Below are 24,109 nucleotides of genomic sequence, written 5' to 3'. Positions count from 1 at the left end.
AGAAACATATAAATCAACGAAAAGAGCGCCTATCAAGGCGCTCTTTTTATTTCCATCGAACAATGACTTATCTTTCACCGTCGTTGCTTGGGAGCACATCGGGCTTCTTATCTCGCCCTAGCATTAACAGACAAGGCGTCAGAACCAAGGTCAGCACTGTCGCAAAAGCTAAGCCTCCCGCAATTGCCGTAGCGAGTTGCGACCACCATTGGGTGCTGGGCGCACCGAATTCTATCTTTTGATTAATCAGATCGATGTTCATCTCTAACACCATAGGCATCAAGCCTAAAATGGTGGTGACCGTAGTGAGCATTACCGGTCTTAAACGCTGAACACCAGTTCTTAAAATCGCATCTCGCTTGTCCAAGCCGCGTTTTATCAACTGGTTATAGGTATCAATCAGCACGATATTGTTGTTTACCACAATCCCTGCCAACGCAATCACCCCAATACCGGACATCACTATGCCAAACGGACGCTGGAAGATAAGCAAACCAACAAACACCCCAACCGTTGAGAACAGCACCGCACTAAGAATCAAAAACGCTTGATAGAAGCTATTGAATTGAGTAATCAAAATCAAAGCCATTACCGCCAGAGCAACTAAGAAAGCACTTTGCAAGAAGGCCGAAGAGTTTTCTTGCTCTTCATTTTGACCTCGGATACGAAACTCCACGCTACTCGGTAGGCTCAACTCGCTTAACGCTTGCTCGATCTTCGGCAGTTCGAGCGCAAGGTTATAGCCCTCTTCCATATCCGCCATGATGTTCACTACACGCTTTCCATCAAGGCGCTTAATCGTGTCTTGCTTATGGTCTGGTACTATCTGAGCAAAGTTAGTGATCGGCACCAAGCCTGCCGGTGTTTTGACTCTTAACTGGTCAAAGCGACCAATGTCTCTCTTGTCATTCGGGTAACGCACCAAGATATCGACCTCTTCTGATGAATCATCAGGGAGGTAATCACCAATCTTTAACCCGTTAGTCACGAATTGGACGGTATTACCTACCAAGGTCGCGTCTGCTGCAAAACGGGCGGCATCGTCTCGGCGAATATCCACCTTCCAATCAATACCATCTTTGCTCGCAGTATCGCTGATGTTAGTCAGTGCCTGATTACCATCAGCCCAATTTCTGACAATCTTGGCCGCCAGATCTAACTGCTCAGGAGTTTTGGCTGAGAGTTCAATCACTAAGTCATTTTCAACCGGAGGCCCCGCGTCTGGAAACTTATATTCAATTTCGACCCCTGCATATTGATCGGTTTGCGCCTTTAACTCTTCAATGATCGCCTTAACACTGCGGCGGTATTGCCAATCAACGGGAGTAATCGATATCAAACCAATCTGATCATCACCGCCAGTACGCGTGTAAACCGTGTCAAACTCATCATGATTGAGCATCTTTCGTTCAATATCACGCATGATCAAATCTTTTTCTTGAATAGAAAGATCACCATGAGATCGAACTTTGACATTGAAGAACGGAGGATCAACCTCTGGGAAAAACTCTGCACCGAGCCCTGCCTTTGAGTAGGTAAAACCAACGGCGATAGACAATACAATCGCACTGATCAGAATTTTAAATGGATGCTTAATCGCAATCGATAGTGTCTGGTAATACGCTTTCGTTAAACCTGTTGCTTGTGAGAAGTCCCCATTGTGCAGTGCCACCATTCGAGCTTGGTTTTTAGGCGAAACGTATTGAGGTTTGCCGATCAAACCACCTAAAACAGGGACAAATAGCAACGCCATAATCAATGAGGCAGTTAACGTGGCAATCAATGTTAGTGGCAGGAATTTCATGAATTCGCCCGTCACATCAGGCCAAAACAGTAACGGAGCAAATGCCGCTAAGGTTGTCGCTGTGGATGCGGTTATCGGCCATGCCATACGCTTAGCGGCATCTCGGTAAGCAGATTTTCGATTTTCCCCTTCTTGCATTCGCCTGTCTGCAAACTCGGTCACCACAATCGCACCATCGACCAACATGCCCACAGCCATGATAAGAGAGAACAACACCACAATGTTGACGGTTAAACCAAACACCGACAGTACCAATAACCCTGTCAGGAATGAGCCGGGAATTGAAATACCCACTAGCAGAGCGGTGCGAACACCAAGAATCGCGATGATAACGATCACCACCAAAATAATGGCCGACAAAATATTATTTTGAAGATCGTTAAGCATGATCTTTACATCTTTAGATTCATCCCATGTGTACTTAACCAACAAGTTGTTTGGCCAGCCCTCTTGTTGCTGAGCACCTGTCATCACGGCTTTCACTAGTTCAACGGTTTCGATGATGTTTTCACCAGCACGCTTCTTAATATCTAAAACAACCGCTGATTTACCATCCAAACGAGCGAAACTCTCAGGATCTCGAAACGCTCTACGAACGGTGGCGACATCACCAAAGGTGACGACCTGTTTGCCATCCACTTTAATTGGCAGTTCAAGTACATCTTTCAAAGAGTTAAACACTGACGGAACTTTGACAGAAAAACGCCCGTAGCCTGTATCAACAAAGCCTGCGGCTACCACTCGGTTATTCAAAGCGATCAAGTTATAGATATCCGCTTGATCTAGGCTGTAGCTTTCCATCAATAACGGATCAACGATGATTTCAACGATGTCATCGCGATCGCCTGCAATATCGACCTCTAGAATCTGGCGATAACTTTCTAACTTATCTCCAACCTCTCGCGCAATTTGTACAATGGTACGTTCAGGAACAGTACCAAATAGCACAACAGACAAAACAGGTTGTTCAGATGCGAGCGTCACCTCATTAACCGTCGGCTCATCACTGTCTTCTGGCAACTTTGGTTTGGCCAAATCCACAGCATCACGCACATCCGCCATCGCTTTAGTGAGATCGACGCCAACATTAAATTCCAACACAACAGAGGCATGTCCTTCTGCTGCGGTTGCCGTCATCTCTTTTACACCTTCAATTGACCTCAGCTCTTGCTCTATTGGTCGTACCAATAACCGTTCAGCATCGGTAGGAGAAATCCCTTGATGCCCGACTGAAACGTAGATAATCGGGATGGTAATATCGGGGCTCGACTCCTTGGGTATCGTAATATAGGTAATCACACCTGCGACAAGAATTAACGCCAATAGCGAAAGCATTGTTCGAGCTCGAGACAAGGCTGCATCAATAATTGAATACATCGGTTATCTCCTACTCAGCTTTCGCTTTAGAAAGTTCAGTATTTTGCTCTACAGCAATCACTGAATCACCATCACGCACAAAGCCTTGCCCAACCGTGATGATATCAACTTGTTGACCTAATCCAGTGAGCCATACCCCGTCTTGCTCAGCTTTGACCAGTTGAATATTTACAAACCTGACGGTTGGAGAGTCATCAATAGAGACCAAGGTTTTCACCCCTAAGTTACCGGCTTCGTCTAGTGCCAACATAGCGGGCGTAATCTTGATTGCATCGCTTGTTTCAAGGTTAAGCTTTACCTCGGCACTGACACCTGCTGGCAATAGACCTTTGGAGTTATCAATTTCAATCTCTATTGGGAAGGTATTGGTAGAAGCAGAAGAGATTCGAGAAACATAGCGTAAACGACCTTCCGTTTCTTCTCGCCCTAACAAACGAACCAAAGCAGATTGATTAACTAACAGATGTTGGATATGACGCTCACTAACATCGGCCTCAATGACCAAAGGGTCGAGATCAATCACGCCAGCGACCGGGTCGCCAACCCCAACAAAATCGCCCAGTTCAACCATTAAGTCTTGAACCACACCAGAGAAAGGCGATGTGATAACTGTGTTTCTTAAAGCCAGTTCCGCATTGCGCTTCATAGCCTTGGCTTCAGTCAATGAAGCCTCAGCGGTGGTGTAGGCTATCTCGCCTTGTAACCCTCTTTTCTTCAAAGACTGCGCCGCTTTGTACTCTTTCTGCTTTAATCGATATAAAGCAGACGCACGTTCCAACTGAATCTCTAAGTCGCCTTTGTCGATCTGAGCAATGGCCTGCCCTACTTTGACCATATCACCTTTAACGACGTTTAATTTAACCACTTTACCTGCCACTTCAGCCCCCAGACGAGCATGTCTATCTGGCGCAGTTCGACCATAGAGATCAATCGTTTTAAAGGTCGGTGATGAAGTAAATGTTTGAAAGGAAACCTTAGCCAACGGAATTTCTGTCGCTTTTTTTTCAGACGACTCTTCCGCTTGTCCCACTCCTAAACCAAGCCAAATCGACAGCAACACAACCAAAATCAGAGAAACCAGCCAGGGCTGCTTAAGTTTCTGAAAAAGTGGTGAGTTCGAAAATAGAGTAGGCATAACAAATCCTTCTGTTCGGTGTTATTAAGACACGCTAATTAATTTAATACTGTCATATGCAACATCCTGGTGCACAGAGGTAACCTTAACAGACCCACATCCTACGAAGTTGGACGCTATCGACAGTTTAAAAAATATGGCGTTTACTATAAATCACACAGATGAAACAAAGATTACATATAAATACCTTGAATAATCTTTAGCGTATATGGCAAAAATAGATCGACTGACTGTTTTATCTGGTGTGTTTCTTAAAAACAAAAAACGCCGAGCATAGGCTCGGCGTTTAAAATATTTCTAATGTAGCCCTCAGTTCAAGCTACCTTTCAATTCACGTTAGACGCTAAATGATGCACCACAACCACATGTTGTTGTTGCATTCGGGTTATTTACAAAGAAACGTGCGCCTTCAAGGCCTTCTGTGTAATCAACCATACCGCCCATTAAATATTGCAGGCTCATTGGGTCAACAACCAGTGTTACACCGCTGTTTACAATGGTAGTGTCGCCATCATTTACTTTTTCGTCAAATGTAAAGCCGTATTGGAAACCACTACAACCACCACCGGTAATGTATACACGTAGTTTTAGTTCTGGGTTTTCTTCTTCAGCAATTAGCGTTTGTACGCGGGTAGCTGCTGCATCAGAAAAAGACAATGGGATATTTACTTCGCTCACGACAACCTCTCTTACCTGTGTCAAAAACAACATGATACAAATCTAATTCGAGACCATTGTTGTTGAGTATTTTCTTATATTCTGGTGATTATCTAATACCTGACTGAAACGTTCAAGTATTCACCACAGGATCACTCCTTTTACTGCTGTAAACTCGCCAATATCTAACAATTAAAACGTGTAACCACACAAAACAACCAGATTCGGGTGATTATCTGGGCGAAAGCATTCCTACTTGGATTCTGGATAGGTACAATGCGAGCCAATTGGTCCGACAGTCAAAAGAGGATATATCAATGACCAAATCAGCAGAACTGTATCAAAAGGCACAGCAAACTATTCCAGGTGGCGTTAACTCTCCAGTGCGCGCATTCAATGGTGTAGGTGGTTCTCCAATCTTCGTTGATAGAGCTGACGGCCCACTTCTTTTTGATGCTGATGGGAAAGCATATATCGATTACGTTGGCTCTTGGGGTCCAATGATCCTTGGTCACAACCACGCAGTTATCCGTGAAGCTGTCATTGATGCAGCTCAACGTGGCCTTAGCTTCGGTGCTCCAACCGAAACTGAAATCAAAATGGCTGAACTTGTCTCTGAGATGGTTCCATCAATGGAACAGCTACGCATGGTGAGCTCAGGTACAGAAGCAACAATGAGTGCGATTCGTCTTGCTCGTGGCTTTACTGGTCGTGACAAAATTCTTAAGTTTGAAGGCTGTTACCACGGTCACGCAGACAGCCTACTGGTAAAAGCAGGTTCTGGTGCACTGACTTTAGGTCAACCAAGCTCTCCTGGCGTTCCTGCTGACTTTGCTAAGCTGACACTAACAGCAACCTTCAACAATCTAGATTCAGTACGCGAGATCTTCGCAGCAAACAAAGGCGAGATCGCTTGTATCATCGTTGAGCCTGTTGCGGGCAACATGAACTGTATCCCTCCTATAGAAGGCTTCCACGAAGGTCTACGTGAAATCTGTGACCAAGAAGGCGCGTTGCTGATCTTTGATGAAGTAATGACAGGTTTCCGCGTTGCTGAAGGTTGTGCTCAGGCTTACTACAACATCAAACCAGACTTAACGTGTCTTGGTAAAGTTATTGGCGGCGGTATGCCAGTGGGTGCTTTCGGTGGTCGTAAAGACGTGATGCAATACATCGCACCAACAGGCCCTGTTTACCAAGCGGGTACGCTTTCAGGTAACCCTGTAGCAATGGCAGCTGGCTACGCATGTTTGAACCTTCTAAGAGAAGAAGGCAACGAAAAGCGTCTAGCTTCAAAAACTAAGCAGTTAGCAAATGGCTTCAAGCACCTTGCTGACAAGCACTGTATCCCAATGCTAGTTCACCAAGTTGGTGGTATGTTTGGTTTCTTCTTCACTGACCAAGAAACTGTGACGTGCTACGAAGATGTAACTAAGTGTGATGTAGAACGCTTCAAGCGCTTCTTCCACCTAATGTTAGATCACGGTGTTTACCTTGCACCTTCAGCATTCGAAGCAAGCTTTACTTCTCTTGCTCATGGTTCAAAAGAACTGGATGCAACGCTAGAAGCCGCTGACCGCTCTCTTGCAATCATTGCTGCTGAAAGCAAATAATCGAAAGCACTTTATAAGTCGCTAACCGATTGAATTTAGGGCTGCATTAGATGCAGCCCTTTTTAATACATCGCGTTCATCAGTCGTGAATGTGGAAGCTTACCTACCGATCAATCAAGACTAAAACTGAACTAAAAACGCTTAACGTTCCCAAAAAAGAAAAACTAACAACATCAGCGTGCCCAGGAACATTCTGAACCAAGGGATCTCTTTTTTTGTTTGCTGCTCTTCGTCTTGGCATTTCTTATCTTTATTACAGCATCCCATTATCAAAACTCCTCATTGCTAACTCTCTGTTTTGCAGCCATTATAAACTCAGAACGCAAATATAGAGACTATTAACGTGTCAGAAAAACTCAAAATCAATACTAGCCACTGGGTGATCATCATTGCCCTACTGGCGGCGGCTTATGCTTGTTACTTGCTTATCGAACCGTACGTCAACTCAATCGTAATGGCCTTTATCATTTCGCTATTGATGTTCCCAATCCATGAGTGGCTTGAAAAAAGGCTCCCGAATAAAGAAAACATCGTCTCTCTGCTGTCTTGTGTCATCCTGACTTTCATTATTGTTATCCCTTTATTGGCAGTATTCGCAGCAATTGTTCAGCAAGGTTCTTTGTTTTCTCAAAACACCTACCAATGGGTGACCCACGGCGGTATTCAGACTCTGTTTGCACACCCATTAGTGGTCAAAGCGCTATCATTTGTAAATAACTACCTGCCGTTCGACAATATTGAGCCTCAAGCCATCGCACAGAAAGTCGGTGAGTTCGCGACCAGCTTTGGTTCAAAACTGGTTGGTATCAGTGCAAAAATCCTTGGTGACGCGACCAATTTCTTAATGGATTTTTTCTTGATGCTATTTGTTCTGTTCTTCTTATTAAGAGATCACGACAAAATCATCAGTGTGGTTCGCCATATTCTTCCACTATCTCGTAGTCAAGAAGACAAACTTCTAACAGAGATTGAGCAAGTATCGAAATCAGCGGTAATGGGTTCATTCTTAACCGCAATAGCACAAGGTTTTGCGGGCGGTTTAGGTATGTGGATTGCCGGTTTCCCTGGCCTATTCTGGGGCACCATGATGGGCTTTGCCTCTTTCATCCCAGTTGTGGGGACCGCTCTAATCTGGATCCCTGCGGCGACCTACTTGTTCCTAACAGGCGATACAACGTGGGCTGTTTTCCTAACAGTTTACTGTGTGGCGATTGTTGGTTCGATTGATAACCTGCTTCGTCCGCTGCTGATGCAAGGCAGCGCAGGCATGAATACCTTGATGATCTTCTTCTCACTATTGGGTGGTATTCAACTGTTTGGCCTCATTGGTCTTATCTACGGTCCACTAATTTTTGCGATTACCATTGTCCTATTCAATATTTACGATGAAGAGTTTAAGGACTTTTTGAACCAGCAAGACAAGAGTTAAACAACTCAACGTCAACTTGATTGGCGAACCCGTATTAAACACTTCAAGCTTTGGGCGGATTATGCGAAAATCCGCCCTCATTTTTTGCTAACGATTCAATAGAGTGTCCTATGTCAGCTTATATTGCCCCAAGCCAGATTGCTCAACGTCAACTCGCCTACTTTGAAGGCAAACATGTTTTAGTTGCAGGTGAGGCAGAAGACTTATTCCCTGTTGAATTAGCAAAACATTGTGAATCAGTCACCGTGTTTACTTCTAATTACAGCTACTACCGCCAATTAGAAGGCTGTAACACCATCCAACGTTTTTATGGTGCGGAGTTTACCGAAGAAACCAAAGCCGACTTAGTGATGTTGTACTGGCCAAAGGCCAAAGCGGAAGCGGAGTTCTTATTGGCGATGTTGTTTGCCAAGCTAGGTAAAGATACCGAGATTGTCGTGGTTGGCGAGAATCGTTCTGGTGTTAAAAGTATCGAGAAGATGTTCGCTCCTTACGGTAAAGTCGTGAAATACGATTCGGCACGTCGTTGCTCTTTCTACTGGGGTCAATGCTTCGAGCAACCACAAGCTTTTAACCTTCAAGACTGGTTTAAAACCTACACGGTTAACATTGATGAGCAATCACTGACGGTAAAAAGCCTTCCTGGTGTATTCAGCCACGGCCAGTTCGATGTAGGCAGCCAACTTCTGTTGGATACTCTGCCAAAACTCAAAGGCAAAGTACTGGACTTTGGTTGTGGTGCCGGCGTATTAGGCGCGGTAATGGCATCTCGTCATCCTGATATCGAGCTGGAAATGTGTGATATTAGTGCCTTCGCAGTAGCGTCAAGCCAAGCTACGTTAGAAGCGAATGGTTTAACGGGAAATGTCTTCGCCTCAGATGTCTATTCTGACACATCAAAAGACTACAAATTCATCATCAGTAACCCACCATTCCATTCTGGTTTGGATACAAGCTACAGCGCGACTGAGACCTTACTTGCTCAGGCTCCTAAGCATTTGAAGCGTTCTGGCGAGATGATTATTGTTGCGAACAGTTTCTTAAAATACGTTCCAATTATTGAACAAGCGTTTGGAAAATGCGCGACTCTAAATAAGACTACTAAATTCGCGATCTACCACGCAAACAAATAGCCTATCTAGCACAGCGCAGGGTCATTATCTGCGCTGTCTGTTCATATTTTTGTCAAAACTCTATAAAAATGAGCTTTTGCACACGCTTTAAATACCACTTACTTGTCAAAGTAAAAAAACTCGTTAATTTCGTTAAATTGGAACCCGTTAATTCTATTCTCTGTACTTGTTTTCATCCCTTTTAGCAGTACATCAAAGGAAAGTAGTACCCAATTTATGTTTAGATTCTATCGTAAGCAGAAGTTTAAGCGCCTTCAAAATACCCTAATGCTGGCATTTCTTGTCCTCAGTATTACCCCTGTAACACTTATCGCGATATTTTTCCTCCAATCGCACAGTCAGGATCTTCAAGAACAAAGCACCTCACATCTTGTTTCGGTCCGTGATACTAAACAACAACAAATTGTCGATTACCTACAAGCTCAAGAGTCCCAAGTGATGGGCTTTGTTCGCTCAGAACTTGCCAATGCCAGTGGCGGGCGATTCTATGGTTTAATCAATGCATTCCAACGTCTAGGGTTAGATATTGACGAAGCACGCAGTAATGCACAACAGCGTTACATTCAAGGGTCTGGCGATCAAATCAAAACATCGATTCTTCCAGAATCCAGCAGCTTTATTGGCAGCGAGCGTTATCGCCTGCTTCACAAGCGCTACCATAACTCGTATCTAGAATTACTTAAGCGTTCAGACTTTGATGACATTCTATTAGTCGACATTAACGGTAACGTCGCTTACTCAATCTTTAAGCGTGATGATTACGGGACTAACTTACTAACAGGTAAGTACAAAGATTCAAACCTAGGCGTTACCTTTCAACGTTTAGCAAAAGACGTAAAAGACAAGCGAAAATCCAACGAAGACTATACGCCGGTTATTGTTTCTGACTTTAAAGATGAGAACGGCAAGCAGACGGCATGGTTAGGTGCGCCTATTGTTCAACAGGGCTACCTACACAGTTACGCCATGTTTAGGCTGCCAATTAATGGTATTACTAAGCTGATCGCGGATCTCAACAAGAGTTCAAATATTCAAACACTGCTTGTGGGTGATGATCACCTGCCACGCAGCCTCGCTCATTCGCAAGAGTCGATTAATTTAAGCTTGGATGTTGTCGATAAGGCACTTGCCGGCGAAACAGCTGTTGGTACGTTCAACAATACTCAAGATCAAGCGATCATCGCAGCATATACTCCAATTGAGCTCAAATATGCGACTTGGGCGCTCGTCGTTGAACTCCCTGAGAAAGAAGCATTTGCACGCATTCATCAGCTAGAAAAGATCTTCGTGATCGTTATGCTAACAGCGATCATCCTTGTGTTTGTCGCATCGCATTATTTGTCCAATTTCATCACATCTCCACTCCTCAAACTAACGTGGGCTGCCGAGAAAGTCTCTGCGGGTGACCTTGATGAAACGATGATCAATACCGAACGCAAGGATGAAATAGGTCGACTCGCGGTTAGCTTCGAAAGAATGCAGCGATCGATTCGTGAAAAAATGCAGCTCATCAAGAGCCAAAATGGTGAGCTTGAAGACAACCTTAAGACCATTCAAAAGCAAAACGAAGAGTTGCAACTGGCGAACAAACTTAAAGATGAGTTCTTAGCCACCACCTCACACGAATTGAGAACGCCATTGCATGGCATGGTTGGTATCGCTGAAGCACTAATATCTGGTGCTAACGGCCCTATTCCTGCTAACCAGAAGTACCAACTGGATATCATCATCAACAGTGGCCAGAGATTGGCAACACTGGTTGATGACCTGCTTGATTATCACAAGATGCGTTATGGCAGCTTAGATATTAAGAAGTCTGCTGTTGATTTATCTGCTGCCACCAGCTTGGTGCTTGAGCTATCTCATCACCTGTTAGGTAACAAGCCAATACGCATTATTAACCAAGTGCCTAGTGATTTAGGGCTCGTTTCATCGGATCCTCAACGACTTGAGCAAGTGATGTATAACTTGGTTGGTAATGCCATCAAGTACACATCCGAAGGTAAAATTGTTATCTCAGCAAGCGTCATCGACGACAACATTCGTGTGCAGGTTGTCGATACTGGTCAAGGTATACCCGCTGAATATCTTGAACATATCTTTGAGCCATTGATTCAAGCTGGCCAAGACGCAAGTAACTATCACCAAGGTGCCGGCCTTGGGTTATCCATCAGTCGGCAGTTAATCGAGTTAATGGGTGGTTCACTGTATGTAAGTAGCCAGCCGATGCTTGGCACTACGTTCAGCTTCACATTACCTTTAGCTACCCAAGAAGAGCTGGATAGCTACAATGAGTCAGGGAGCTATTCACACTTCCAAGCACCGGATTCAATAGATAGCACTCAGCAAGAAAATAGTGTTATCAGTGAAGACCCAGATGGCCCGTTATTAGTAATTGCTGATGACGAGCCAGTAAACTTACGCGTGTTAGATAGCTTCTTGAAATTGGAAGGTTATCGAGTTCGCACCGCATGTGACGGCCCTGAAACCATTGAGCTGATTGAGAAAGAGAAACCAGAGTTGCTTCTGCTCGATATCATGATGCCAGGGATGAGTGGCTATCAAGTTTGTGAAGCACTGCGTAAACAGTATGACCACGCACAATTGCCAATCATTATGCTTACTGCACTTAACCAAGCAGAAGACCGTGTCCGCGGTTTCGAAGCGGGTGCCAATGACTATTTATCCAAGCCTTTCAACAAACAAGAACTGGCGGCTCGAATTACAGCGCATCTATCAGCAAGCAAAGCTGAGCAAAGACGTCTTGAGAATGACCAACTGCAACTAGAGCTTAAACACAGAGCCATGGTTGAAGCTAATCTACTAGAAACTCAAGGGCGTTTGCTAGAGCAATTAGAATCAGCCCCTGAGGCCATCATCTGTATTCGTGATGACCAACGTATTCGCTTCGCCAACGAAGCGGCAGCTAAGTTGTTTAGACGCGGACAAGAACAACTTAAACGCTCAATGGCCGACGAGATAATTGCGCCTAAATACCTAAAGGTGGAACAAGCTCACTACTGTGGTGATATTGATATCTATATAGACGACACACGTCAGCGCATTCCAAGTGACATCCTTAAGTTACCTGAAGGCTCAGGGCTCGACACCATGTATATCTTCAATGTGGGTGGTGGCGTTAACTCAAACCGAGTCAATAACCTTGAAACGGCGGTTGAGGCTCTTTCAAGCTACGCTTTCGAAGGTGATAAAGATAAGCTTCAACAGCTGAAAGAGCTTGGCGGTGAATTTACTCGTCTTGCTGATAAGGCAACCGGTGAAGGTAAAAACAAACAAGAGCTGATGCGTGAAGTACTAGTCGATGTCATGACCAATGCCATTATCTACTGGGAGTCTGTTACTGGAGAAACCAAGTTTGCTTTCGCAGAAAAGAGTGGCTTGTGGCGAGTCTACTTAGACCGCAGTACCCTGCAAACTAGAACGCTAGACAAATACCTACGCGTAGAAACTTTACCGAAAACACCTCGCTGGCGAACGGTACTGAGCTCTATCGAATTCATACTTGAGCACTGTAAAGAGCAGACACCAGAGAGAACGCATATCGAGATGCTAAGGGATAAACTACAGAAACTACTGACCAGCTAATAACCCTGAAGTAAAATCACGAGACTGTAAATAATGGAGCCCACCTAGCGTGGGCTTTTTTGTGAGTATCATTCACGATCAAAGCACAATAGCGTCTATTCAAATACACTTATTTCACTGTGTTAAACAAGCAAAATGACACGTTACTCAAGCTTAAACAATCATCAGTTCAATCGCTATTTGAAAGCTTATTCTTGGCTGAATTTCACATTCCTTTGACTCTTTGTTGCAGTTTGAGAAGCGAGTCACAACAGAACGGCAGATTTAATTTTCTAGGGAAATTTAACGTAAAATCGGCAAGTGACCGAGATCTACAATTAAAAAAAACCAGACTGAAACCTTATAATAAAAACCCTTAAAGGTTAGTGAACACTTACAACCAGCCGATACCGCAAAACCAAATGCGAGTCACATCACCTTAACAATTGCGCGCAAAAAACCATCAAAGCAACCCATTTTGACGTTAATGACGTGGGATTATGTGTTTTTAACGTTTTTGACGGGAAACGAGTTTGATTAATTCATCGATAAGGTGTTTTCTTACTCCTGCCAAAGGCCTACAGGCCACTCTTACCACTTCTCAGAATCAACGATGAATCTGGAGCAATGAAGAAGAGGTAGACCTTTAACTAGAGTGTGTATCTACTAAATAATTTAGCGACAGATAACATTCAATCCATTAGTGAAATGAAAGCAAATAGTAAGGAACAGCTATGCTTGCCAATATAAAAAAAACAGCAATAGCAACAGCAATTATTGCAACTGCTACAACAGGTTTTGCATCAGTAGCAACAGCTGCAGAACGCAGCGAACTGACCGTTCACCCGAAAGAGTACACTACATTCGTACGTAACTTTAACCCGTACCTTGGTGCTACTAACCTACATACTACAACTGACTTCATGTACGAGCCTTTAGTAGTATTTAACGAAATGCACGGTAACACTCCAGTGTTCCGTCTAGCTGAAAACTTCAAAATGTCAGATGATCTGATGAGCGTTGTTTTCGACATTCGTAAGGGTGTTAAATGGTCTGACGGAGAAACTTTCTCTGCTGATGATGTTGTTTTTTCTTTCAACCTTGTAAAAGAGAAGCCAGAGCTTGACCAATCTGGTATCAACTCTTGGGTAACTTCTGTAGAAAAACTGAACGACAACCAAGTTAAGTTTACCCTAACAGAAGCAAACTCAAACGTACCTTATGAGATTGCAAAAGTACCTGTAGTGCCTAAGCACATCTGGAAAGACGTGAAAGACCCATCAACGTTTACCAATGAGAACCCGGTAGGTTCAGGTCCATTTACAGAAATCGATACGTTTACAGCGCAACTATACATCCAGTGTGCAAACCCGAACTACTGGGATGCAGACAATCTAGATGTTGACTGTCTACGTGTTCCACAGATTGCGAACAACGACCAATTCCTAGGTAAAGTTGTAAACAGTGAAATGGACTGGACGTCTTCTTTCGTTCCAGATATCGACCGTACATATGCAGCCGCTAGCCCGAAACACCACTACTGGTATCCGCCAGCAGGTACACAAGCATTCATCGTTAATTTCAAGCACCCAGATGCTGCGAAGCATGAAGCATTGAGTAATGTTGAATTCCGTCGTGCTTTCTCTATGGCTCTTGACCGTCAAACTATCATCGACATCGCATTCTACGGTGGCGGTACTGTGAATGATTTCGCATCGGGTCTTGGTTACGCGTTCGAAGCTTGGTCTGATGAAAAAACTCACGACAAGTACAAAAGCTTCAACACTTACAACGCTGAAGGTGCGAAGAAGCTTCTTGCTGACGCTGGCTTCAAAGATGTAAACAAAGATGGTTTTGTTGACACTCCATCAGGCAAGTCTTTCGAACTAATGATTCAATCGCCAAACGGTTGGACTGACTTCAACAATACAGTTCAACTAGCGGTAGAACAGCTAAACGAAATCGGTATTAAAGCGAAAGCTCGTACACCTGACTTCTCTGTTTACAACCAAGCAATGCTTGAAGGTACATACGACGTAGCATACACAAACTACTTCCACGGTGCGGATCCATACACGTACTGGAACAGTGCTTACAATTCATCACTACAATCTGGTGATGGTATGCCTCGTTTCGCAATGCACTTCTACAAAAATGACAAGCTAGATGGTCTTCTAAATAGCTTCTACAAAACAGCTGATAAGAACGAGCAACTAGATATTGCACATGGTATCCAGCAAATCATCGCTGCAGACCAAGTGACAATCCCTGTGATGTCTGGCGCTTACATGTACCAATACAACACAACTCGCTTCACTGGTTGGTGGAACGAAGAAAATCCCAAAGGCCGTCCAAACATTTGGGCTGGTATTCCAGAGCGTCTACTTCATGTACTGGACCTAAAACCAGTTAAATAAGTAATCGTTCAATCTTTGCGGCGTAACTTCTTACGCCGCTTATAAAAATCCCCACACTATCAATTGAAAGTATGGCGCTAGTCGTCAGGGGATTTTTCGTTCCAAATTTCGCTAGGAGCGACCTGAATCCAGAAACAGGGAAACAATCTGGGTGAGTAAGGTGTGAGTTATGGGTTATTTTTTAAGACGTTTGTCATTTTATTTTGTCGCGCTATTAGTTGCAGCGACGTTAAACTTTATTATTCCAAGAGCAATGCCTGGTGACCCAGTTACCATGATGTTTGCAAATGCTTCTGTTCAAGTTACTCCAGAACGTATTGCGGCAATGAAAGAACTATTAGGCTTCGTTGATGGTGGCTTACTGGTTCAATACGGCGCATACATGAAGAATATTCTAAGCTGGGAGCTTGGTACATCAATTCAATTCTACCCACTTTCTGTAAATACATTATTGGGTGGAGCATTCGGTTGGTCGCTATTTTTAGCTGGCACTGCCGTTATTCTTTCTTTCTCAATTGGCTCAATCCTAGGTATTTTTGCAGCGTGGAAACGTGGCAGTAAATATGATGCCTTTGTTACTCCAGGGATGCTTATTCTACAAGCCGTTCCTCAAGTCGTTATTGCCATGCTTGCACTATTCACCTTCGCTATTGGCTTAAAATGGTTCCCAACGGGCTACGCCTATACCGCTGGTACGATACCGGATTGGACAAGTTGGGCATTCATCAAAGACGTTGCTTACCACGCTTTCTTACCTCTGGTATGTGCTTCAGTTGTTCAAATTGGTGGCTTCCTAGTAAACATGCGTAACAACATGATCAACCTACTCGCAGAAGACTACATCACCATGGCGAAAGGCAAAGGCCTTAGCGAAAACCGAGTGGTATTCAACTACGCAGCTCGTAACGCGATGCTACCAAGTGTGACAGCCCTTTCTATGTCTCTGGGGATGGCAATCGGCGGTCAGTTAATTATCGAAATCATCTTTAACTATCCAGGTCTTGGTAGCGTACTTTTCAACGCAATTAACGCTCGTGACTACCAAGTATTGCAAGGCCAACTGCTTATCATGACGCTATTCATGCTGTTCTTTAACCTAGTTGCAGACATGCTTTACGTTGTTCTTGACCCTCGTCTTCGTAAGGGTGGTAAATAATCATGAAAGATATTCTAAAACTCATTTGGCGTAATCCGATGGCCCTAACCGGTGTCATCATCCTAAGTATTTTTATTCTTGGTGCTATTGCGGCGCCATTGATCACCAAGCATGTACCAGACAAGCGTACAGGTAACCCACACGAGTACCCAGGCTTCGTCGTTAAGTCTGCACAAACAAGCCCTGATGGCTGGGTTGCTCAAAACTTGGCAGACGACCGTCGCACACTGATCATGTCTAAAAAGGCTGACCACGTACTAGGCACAACTCGTATGGGTCGTGACGTTTGGTCACAAGTGGTATACGGCGCACGTGTATCTCTGGCTGTAGGTTTTGGTGCGGGCCTTACCGTATGTTTACTAGCAACGGTTATCGGCGTTTCTGCTGGCTATTTTGGCGGCCGTGTCGATGACATTTTGACAGCCGCAATGAACATCATGCTGGTTATTCCTCAATACCCATTACTGTTCGTCGTTGCAGCCTTTATCGGTGAGGCAGGGCCACTCACCATAACCTTGGTTATCGGCTTTATGTCCTGGGCTTGGGGTGCGCGTGTTGTTCGTTCCCAAACCTTAGCACTACGCGAAAAAGAGTTTGTAAAAGCCGCTGAAGTTCTGGGTGAATCTTCATTCCGTATCATCTTCGTAGAGATTCTTCCAAACCTTATCTCTATTGTTGGCGCGAGCTTCATCGGTTCGGTGATGTACGCAATCATGATGGAAGCAACGATTTCGTTCCTAGGTCTTGGTGACCCGAACACAATCAGCTGGGGCATCATGCTGTACAACGTTCAAACTTCTTCATCAATGCTAATTGGCGCTTGGTGGGAACTGTTAGCTCCTTGTATCGCATTGACACTACTTGTAACTGGCCTTGCTCTGCTTAACTTCGCTGTCGATGAAATTGCCAACCCGCAACTGCGTTCTCACAAAGGCATGAAGCGTTGGAAAAAACTAGCAACACAAGATAAAGAAGAACGTGAACCAGAACTACCACCACAAAATGCACTTTGGAGCGGAGATAAATAATCATGTCTGAACCACTAATTTCAATCCGTAACTTATGCGTGGATTACATCACAGAGTCTGGCGATGTTCGTGCGTGTAACAACGTAAGTTTCGACATCGCTCCAGGTGAAGTATTCGGCCTAGCTGGTGAATCTGGCTGTGGTAAATCAACGGTTGCTTTCTCTCTTATGCGTCTACATAAGCCGCCCGCTTACATCAGTGGTGGTGAGGTTATCTTCAATGGTGAAAACATTCTTGAATACAGTGATGACCGTATGCAAGCGTTCCGTTGGAGTGAGATGTCGATGGTATTCCAGAGTGCAATGAACGCACTCAACCCAGTACTACCAATGGAAGAGCAGTTCTGTGACGTCATTATGCGTCACACCAACATGACTCGCGAGCAAGCTAAGCAACGCGCTGAAGGTCTACTTGAAATCGTAGATATTCACCCGAGCCGATTGAGTGACTACCCTCACCAATTCTCTGGAGGCATGCGTCAACGCTTGGTTATTGCTATCGCCTTAGCATTGAATCCTAAGCTGATCATTATGGATGAGCCAACGACCGCACTTGATGTGGTTGTTCAACGCGAAATCCTACAAAAGATCTATGCACTGAAAGAAGAGTTTGGTTTCTCAATTTTGTTCATCACCCATGATTTGTCATTGATGGTCGAGTTCTCTGACCGTATCGGCATTATGTACTCAGGTGAGCTTATCGAGGTCGCAAACTCTCAAGATATTCTAGAAAACCCTTACCACCCTTACACCAAAGGGCTGGGTAGTTCTTTCCCTCCACTTACAGGGCCAAAGACAAAATTAGCGGGTATTCCGGGCAACCCTTTGAACCTGTTAGAGATTCCTGAAGGGTGTCGTTTCCAAGCTCGTTGTGACCGTGTACATGAAACGTGTACCAAGGTGCCAACCAAGCTGCGTTCTATCGACCCTGGACATTTGTCTAACTGCCACCTGTACGGTGACCCAATAGTACAAAGGAAGCTATAGCTTGCACGCTGATTCAGCGTGAATAAGGCGGCTCGACCGCCGAATAGCAAGCAAAGCGAATAAGGATTCTGGAGACAATTATGAGCAAAGATTTCGGTCAATTATTGGTAGAAGGCAAGAATGTCGTAAAAGACTTCCCAATAAGCAGTACCACTATTCAAACCCCAATGATGCGTGCGATTAACGACGTGTCATTCAAGATGTACAAAAGCCGTGGTCTAGCGGTGGTTGGTGAGTCTGGTTCAGGCAAATCAACAACGGCAAAAATGATCGCAAAAATGTACGCGCCTTCGGGCGGCACGATCGAGTACAAAGGCCGTGATATCCAAGAGATCTCAAGCAGAAAAGATCTTATGCATTACCGTGAAGGCGTGCAGATGGTATGGCAAGACCCGTTTGGTTCCCTGAACCCAACACATAACATCTTCCACCACATTGCTCGACCATTGTTGATCCACAAAAAAGTATCTCCGGGCAACAAGAAAGAATTACAGGAACGTGTGTACGATCTTCTAGAGCAAGTGGGCTTAGTACCACCGCAAGCAACAGCAGAAAAGTACCCTCACCAACTCTCTGGTGGCCAACGTCAACGTGTCAATCTAGCTCGTAACATCGCGGTAGGTGCAGAAGTTGTTCTAGCGGATGAGCCAACCTCAATGCTTGATGTATCGATTCGTGCAGGTGTCTTAAACCTAATGGAAGAGATGAAATTTGAGAAGCAAATGTCTCTACTTTACATCACCCACGACATCGCAACGGCTCGCTACATCGCTGAAGATCTTTCCGTAATGTACGTGGGACACATGGTGGAATGGGGCGATACCGATGACGTTATTGCTAACCCTCAACACCCTTACACCCAACTGCTTGTTTCTGCGGTTCCAGATCCTAAGAAATCTATCCACGACCAACTAGCAGGTAACAAAGGGGAGATTCCACTTTGGACACCAGTATCAGCAGGTTGCCCATTTGCAGGCCGTTGTACTCACGCAATGGACAAGTGTAAAGAACAACTACCAGGGGTTACACAGCTAGCTGATAACCACTTTGTGCGCTGTTACCTACACGAAAGCTAAGCAATAAATGCCCGTTAGGGTCTGCGGACCCTAACTATTTATCCTAAAAAATTTCAGGTACCTAGCCATAAGAAACTAGGACTTTTGGAGAACATTGATGCTGTTATTGACCAACCATATTGGCTACGAATCCACGGCTCCAAAGCAGGCTATTCTGCAAACGAAGAAAGCTCGCTTATCAAGTACGACTGCACTTTTGGTGTGTGCCGACAACCATATTACCGTGGGTAACTTCGATGTTGTAAAGCAAGGCCGCGTAGCAAATTGGCATCAAGGGCAATTCTTCACTATCGATTTCAGTTCATTCACCGAATCCGGTCGCTACTATCTACGTTTTGACAACCTACGCTCTGAAGTATTTGAGATTGGTAGCAACCTATTAATGAACCACACGTTTTCTGATGTGCTTCATTACTTTAAGTCTCAACGTTGTGGCGGTACTTTCGACAAAAAAGATCGACAAGCACAGATTCTAGGTACCGACAGATACGTCGATGTTCATGGCGGTTGGTACGATGCCTCTGGCGATGTAAGTAAGTACTTTAGCCACCTATCTTATGGTAACTACCTCAACCCTCAACAGATTCCGATGGTTGTTTGGAACATGCTAAAAAGCGTGCGCTTGACTAGCCATAATCCAGACTTCCCGAAATTCTCCATGACTCGTCTAACGGAAGAGGCTCTGTTCGGTGCCGACTTCTTAATGCGTATGCAAGACGTCGACGGATACTTCTACATGACGGTATTCGACAAGTGGAGCAAAGATATCAACCAGCGTGATATCTGTGCGTATGCCACTCAAGAAGGTCATAAATCAACGGACTTACAGGCGGGCTACCGACAAGGTGCAGGTGTTGCTATTGCAGCATTGGCCGCAGCTTCTGAACTTGAAACTTCTGGCAGTTACTCTAGCCAAACCTATCTTGATACAGCTGCGAAAGGTTACTGGCATCTAAAAGAATACAACCTGCAGTACCTAAACGATGGTGAAGAAAACATCATCGATGAGTATTGCGCCCTGCTCGCTGCCAATGAGTTATATCGAGTTACGCAAGATTCTCAATATCTATCAGAAGCAAGATCTTGGGCTAATCGCTTGATCTCTCGTCAGCGATCCGATGACTCGTTTACACATTTTTGGTCGGCAAACTCTGATGGATCTCGCCCTTATTTCCATGCAGCAGAAGCTGGTCTTCCGGTGATTGCGCTGTGTGAATACATCGACAATGAAATTGACCTCAAGTTAAAAGAACAAGCACGAGTTGTGGTTGAACAAGCTTGTCAGTTCGAAATCAACATTACCGACAAAGTCACCAACCCATTCGGCTACCCAAGACAGTACGTTAAATCTGTTGATGGTGATAAGCGCGACGCATTTTTCGTCGCTCAACAAAACGAAACCGGTTACTGGTGGCAAGGTGAAAACGCACGTCTTAGCTCAATTGCGACGATGGCGTACATGGTGCAACCACACATTAAGGACGCAGATCTTCAGAAGCGCCTAATTCAGCTTTCACAAAACAGCCTTGATTGGATCTTGGGGCTCAACCCATATCACATGTGTATGCTCGATGGTCACGGCCATAACAACCCAGACTACCTACCACAGCTTGGTTTCTTCAATGCAAAAGGGGGGGTCTGCAACGGCATCACAGCCGGGTTCGAAGACGAACAAGACATCGCATTCAACCCACCAGCACAGAAAGACGATATGCTTCAAAACTGGCGCTGGGGTGAGCAATGGATCCCTCACGGCGCTTGGTTCCTATTGGCAACGGCTGCGCAATTCAACTTCCTCGCGCAAAGTAAGGAGCAATAATCATGACTCTTTACTACGTAGGTATTGATGGAGGCGGTACATCTTGTCGAGCTCGAATTCGAGATGCCCAAGGCAAATTCATTGGTGAAGCAAAGAGTGGCAGTGCCAACATTTTATTGGGTGTTGATGTTGCGATGAACTCTATCGTTGATGCAATTACCCAAGCTGCTCAGCAAGGACAACTCGACTCAAACCATTTCTCAAACATGCATGTAGGGTTAGCATTGGCTGGTGCAGAGCAAAAGTCGGCATGGCTCGACTTCATGGCACAGACACACCCTTTCGCAAGCATGACACTAAATACCGACGCTTACGGCGCTTGCATTGGTGCTCACAATGGCCAAGACGGTGCAATCATGATCGGTGGCACCGGTTCGTGCGGCATCTACTTAAACAACGGCGAGCAACATGTGGTTGGCGGTCGTGAATTCCCAATTTCAGACCAAGGCGGCGGCGCAGTGATGGGCCTTCGTTTAATTCAGCAAGTTCTACTCGCTGAAGATGGTATTCGTAACAAGACTCCTTTGACCAAACTCGTTATGAATCACTTTAAAAATGATGTGGATGCCATTGTCGAATGGTCGAAAGGCGCAATTCCAAAGGATTACGGGCAATTCTCACCCGTCATTTTTCAACTAGCAAATGAAGGCGATGAACTGGCGATTGAGATGCTCAAGCAAACCGCAGCAGACATCGAAATGTTTGTCTTGGCACTTCATCGAAAAGGCGCTGACAAGGTGTGCTTAATGGGAAGCATTGCTGAACGCATTCTCAATTGGTTATCACCTCCGGTACAGCAATGGATCGTTAAACCTCAATTCGACGCTATCGAAGGCGCATTGATGTTTGCCGGTAAATCACAACACAACTTGTATCAACAGGCTTAGCAGGGAAGTTATATGAATTATCGCATCGACTTAGCTGTTCTTTCTGAACAAAAAAATAACTGCCGATTTGGCCTTACGGTACATAACTTAAGTGACTTCAACGTACAAGATTGGTCACTGCATTTTGCATTTGACCGATTCATCCTGCCTGAGAGTTTATCGCAAGGTGAACTAACTCAAGTTGGAAGCTATTGCTCGTTCAAACCAAGTTCGTCAGTGTTAATGGCCAATAACCATTACTACCTTGAATTTAGTATTCAAAGCGCCCCATTCCGCTTCTATTCGGATGGTCTGAATGATGCATTTATCCAATCACACAATGAAGGCGAAACATCGGTATTGCCTGTCGCTATTTCACCAATTGTTCTGGCATCGCCATATCGTGAACGTAATCAAATACCACAAGTAAGTGCGGCTGAAGTGGCTTTGATCCCTCAACCGAATAAGCTCGAACTGACACAAGGTAGCTTCGAACTAAACAGTAAGTGCAACATTGAGGTTCAATCTCACTTTGCTGATAAGGCGGTATCTTGGCTGCAACAAGAATTACTAACTACTTTTGAAATATCTCTTTCGCATGAGCTTTCAACTGAGCGCTCATCAGAAGAGAGCGGCAATATCGTATTTCGCAGTAACCCAACGTTAGATGAAGCCGAGTACAAGCTCATCGTCACAGCACAGCAGATAATGGTTGAATCAGGTAGCCAGTCTGGTTTCACACACGCAGTCGCAAGCTTGATTCAATTGGTTCAACAACTGGATATCGAGAGTTTTTCTATACCATGTTGCAAAATCGTTGATCAGCCTCGCTTCAAATACCGCGGCATGATGTTGGATTGCGCTCGTCACTTCCACTCAGTGGATCAAGTGAAGCGTTTAATCAATCAACTGGCGCACTACAAGTTCAACGTTTTTCATTGGCACCTAACCGATGATGAAGGTTGGAGAATCGAGATTAAGAGCCTACCGCAGCTAACCGAAATCGGAGCTTGGCGTGGTACTGATCAAGCATTAGAACCGCAATATACCCACCTTACTGAAAACTATGGTGGCTTCTACACACAACAACAAATTCGTGAAGTTATTGAATACGCAGAGCAGCGAAGCATCACGGTTATTCCTGAAATCGATATCCCGGGACACTGTCGCGCCGCAGTTAAATCACTGCCTGAAATGCTAGTAGAGCAAGCAGACACTACACAATACAAAAGTATTCAGCACTACAACGACAACGTACTAAACCCAGGTTTACCAGGCACTTACCAATTTCTAGATACCGTCATTGAAGAAGTGGCTGAACTCTTCCCTAGCGAACTAATTCACATGGGCGCAGATGAAGTACCACCGGGTGTGTGGACCAACAGCCCTGCTGCTCAAGCATTGATGAAAGAGCACCAGTACCAAGACAGCAAAGACCTACAAGGTCACCTATTTCGCTATGCCGAAAACAAACTTAAGCAGTTAGGCAAGCGCATGGTGGGCTGGGAAGAAGCACAACACGGCGACAAAGTCAGTAAAGAGACCATCATCTACTCGTGGCTCAGCGAAGAAGCCGCTGTGAACTGCGCTCGCCAAGGCTTTGATGTGGTGCTGCAACCGGCACAGTTTACCTATCTCGACATGACCCAAGATTATGCACCGGAAGAGCCGGGCGTAGATTGGGCTGCCGTTATCCCATTAGAACAAGCTTATACCTACGAAGCGCTTGCTGAGATATCCGACACCGACCCAATTCGTAAGCGGATCCGCGGAATTCAGTGCGCTCTATGGTGTGAGATCGTCACCAACCAAAAGCGTATGGATTACATGGTATTTCCAAGAATTAGCGCTTTAGCTGAAGGATGTTGGACACATAAAAACAACAAAAACTGGCTAGATTACCTATCTCGCCTAAAGGGTCACTTGCCGTTACTCGACAGACTCAATGTCGAATATCGCAACCCTTGGAAAGCTGAATAAAACGAAACCAAAGCACACTCAAGTCGAGTGCTTGCCTACCCAGATTAA

15 protein-coding genes are annotated in these 24,109 nt (G+C 44.8%); 12 read left to right on the top strand and 3 right to left on the bottom strand.

The annotated features are described in order from the left end of the window. Positions 1 to 67 precede the first annotated feature (67 nt). The 3 genes from BCU75_RS22520 to erpA all read right to left on the bottom strand — a co-directional run bounded on the left by BCU75_RS22520 (position 68) and on the right by erpA (position 4,994). A complete protein-coding gene (locus BCU75_RS22520) occupies positions 68 to 3,181 on the bottom strand; it encodes an efflux RND transporter permease subunit (protein WP_102475153.1) in 3,114 nt (1,037 codons plus the stop codon). Positions 3,182 to 3,191: 10 nt separating this feature from the next. Continuing rightward, positions 3,192 to 4,316 (bottom strand): efflux RND transporter periplasmic adaptor subunit, encoded by a 1,125-nt coding sequence (locus BCU75_RS22515; RefSeq protein WP_102475152.1) that lies wholly within the window; start codon positions 4,314 to 4,316, stop codon positions 3,192 to 3,194. Positions 4,317 to 4,652: 336 nt separating this feature from the next. Continuing rightward, complete coding sequence (gene erpA, locus BCU75_RS22510; RefSeq protein WP_004734539.1) at positions 4,653 to 4,994, bottom strand: iron-sulfur cluster insertion protein ErpA; 342 nt, start codon at positions 4,992 to 4,994, stop codon at positions 4,653 to 4,655. Positions 4,995 to 5,290: 296 nt separating this feature from the next. Between erpA and hemL the strand changes: the two genes are divergently transcribed. From hemL to BCU75_RS22450, 12 genes are all read left to right on the top strand, one after another. Next, complete coding sequence (hemL, locus tag BCU75_RS22505) at positions 5,291 to 6,586, top strand: glutamate-1-semialdehyde 2,1-aminomutase (RefSeq protein ID WP_102475151.1); 1,296 nt, start codon at positions 5,291 to 5,293, stop codon at positions 6,584 to 6,586. A 343-nt stretch (positions 6,587 to 6,929) separates the two neighbouring features. After that, on the top strand, positions 6,930 to 8,015 hold the full coding sequence (locus tag BCU75_RS22500) for an AI-2E family transporter (protein ID WP_102467102.1): 1,086 nt from the start codon (positions 6,930 to 6,932) through the stop codon (positions 8,013 to 8,015). Positions 8,016 to 8,125: 110 nt separating this feature from the next. Next, positions 8,126 to 9,148, top strand: a complete 1,023-nt coding sequence (rsmC, locus tag BCU75_RS22495) for a 16S rRNA (guanine(1207)-N(2))-methyltransferase RsmC (RefSeq protein WP_102467103.1) — start codon at positions 8,126 to 8,128, stop codon at positions 9,146 to 9,148. Positions 9,149 to 9,364: 216 nt separating this feature from the next. Next, positions 9,365 to 12,754, top strand: coding sequence for a response regulator (locus tag BCU75_RS22490; RefSeq protein ID WP_102475150.1), 3,390 nt, complete (start codon positions 9,365 to 9,367; stop codon positions 12,752 to 12,754). A 713-nt stretch (positions 12,755 to 13,467) separates the two neighbouring features. Then, entirely contained in the window at positions 13,468 to 15,150 is a 1,683-nt protein-coding gene (locus BCU75_RS22485) for an ABC transporter substrate-binding protein (RefSeq protein ID WP_102467105.1), read from the top strand. Between the two features lie 169 nt (positions 15,151 to 15,319). After that, positions 15,320 to 16,306, top strand: coding sequence for an ABC transporter permease (locus BCU75_RS22480; protein WP_004734532.1), 987 nt, complete (start codon positions 15,320 to 15,322; stop codon positions 16,304 to 16,306). A gap of 2 nt (positions 16,307 to 16,308) precedes the next feature. Beyond that, the gene (locus tag BCU75_RS22475; RefSeq protein ID WP_076678222.1) at positions 16,309 to 17,334 is read left to right on the top strand and encodes an ABC transporter permease; all 1,026 of its coding nucleotides are present in this window, start codon (positions 16,309 to 16,311) and stop codon (positions 17,332 to 17,334) included. A 2-nt stretch (positions 17,335 to 17,336) separates the two neighbouring features. Further along, positions 17,337 to 18,320: an ABC transporter ATP-binding protein gene (locus tag BCU75_RS22470; protein ID WP_048658172.1), complete on the top strand. Its 984-nt coding sequence runs from the start codon at positions 17,337 to 17,339 to the stop codon at positions 18,318 to 18,320. 80 nt (positions 18,321 to 18,400) lie between these two features. Beyond that, complete coding sequence (locus BCU75_RS22465) at positions 18,401 to 19,396, top strand: ABC transporter ATP-binding protein (RefSeq protein ID WP_017080764.1); 996 nt, start codon at positions 18,401 to 18,403, stop codon at positions 19,394 to 19,396. Between the two features lie 97 nt (positions 19,397 to 19,493). Next, entirely contained in the window at positions 19,494 to 21,215 is a 1,722-nt protein-coding gene (locus BCU75_RS22460) for a glycoside hydrolase family 9 protein (RefSeq protein ID WP_102475149.1), read from the top strand. Positions 21,216 to 21,217: 2 nt separating this feature from the next. Next, positions 21,218 to 22,102, top strand: coding sequence for an N-acetylglucosamine kinase (locus BCU75_RS22455; RefSeq protein ID WP_102475148.1), 885 nt, complete (start codon positions 21,218 to 21,220; stop codon positions 22,100 to 22,102). A gap of 12 nt (positions 22,103 to 22,114) precedes the next feature. Next, the gene (locus BCU75_RS22450) at positions 22,115 to 24,061 is read left to right on the top strand and encodes a beta-N-acetylhexosaminidase (protein WP_102475147.1); all 1,947 of its coding nucleotides are present in this window, start codon (positions 22,115 to 22,117) and stop codon (positions 24,059 to 24,061) included. Positions 24,062 to 24,109 lie beyond the last annotated feature (48 nt).

Origin of the sequence: Vibrio splendidus (genome assembly GCF_002873455.1) — a bacterium.
GTDB classification, from domain to species: domain Bacteria; phylum Pseudomonadota; class Gammaproteobacteria; order Enterobacterales; family Vibrionaceae; genus Vibrio; species Vibrio splendidus_J.
This window is presented reverse-complemented; position numbering and strand designations above follow the sequence as displayed.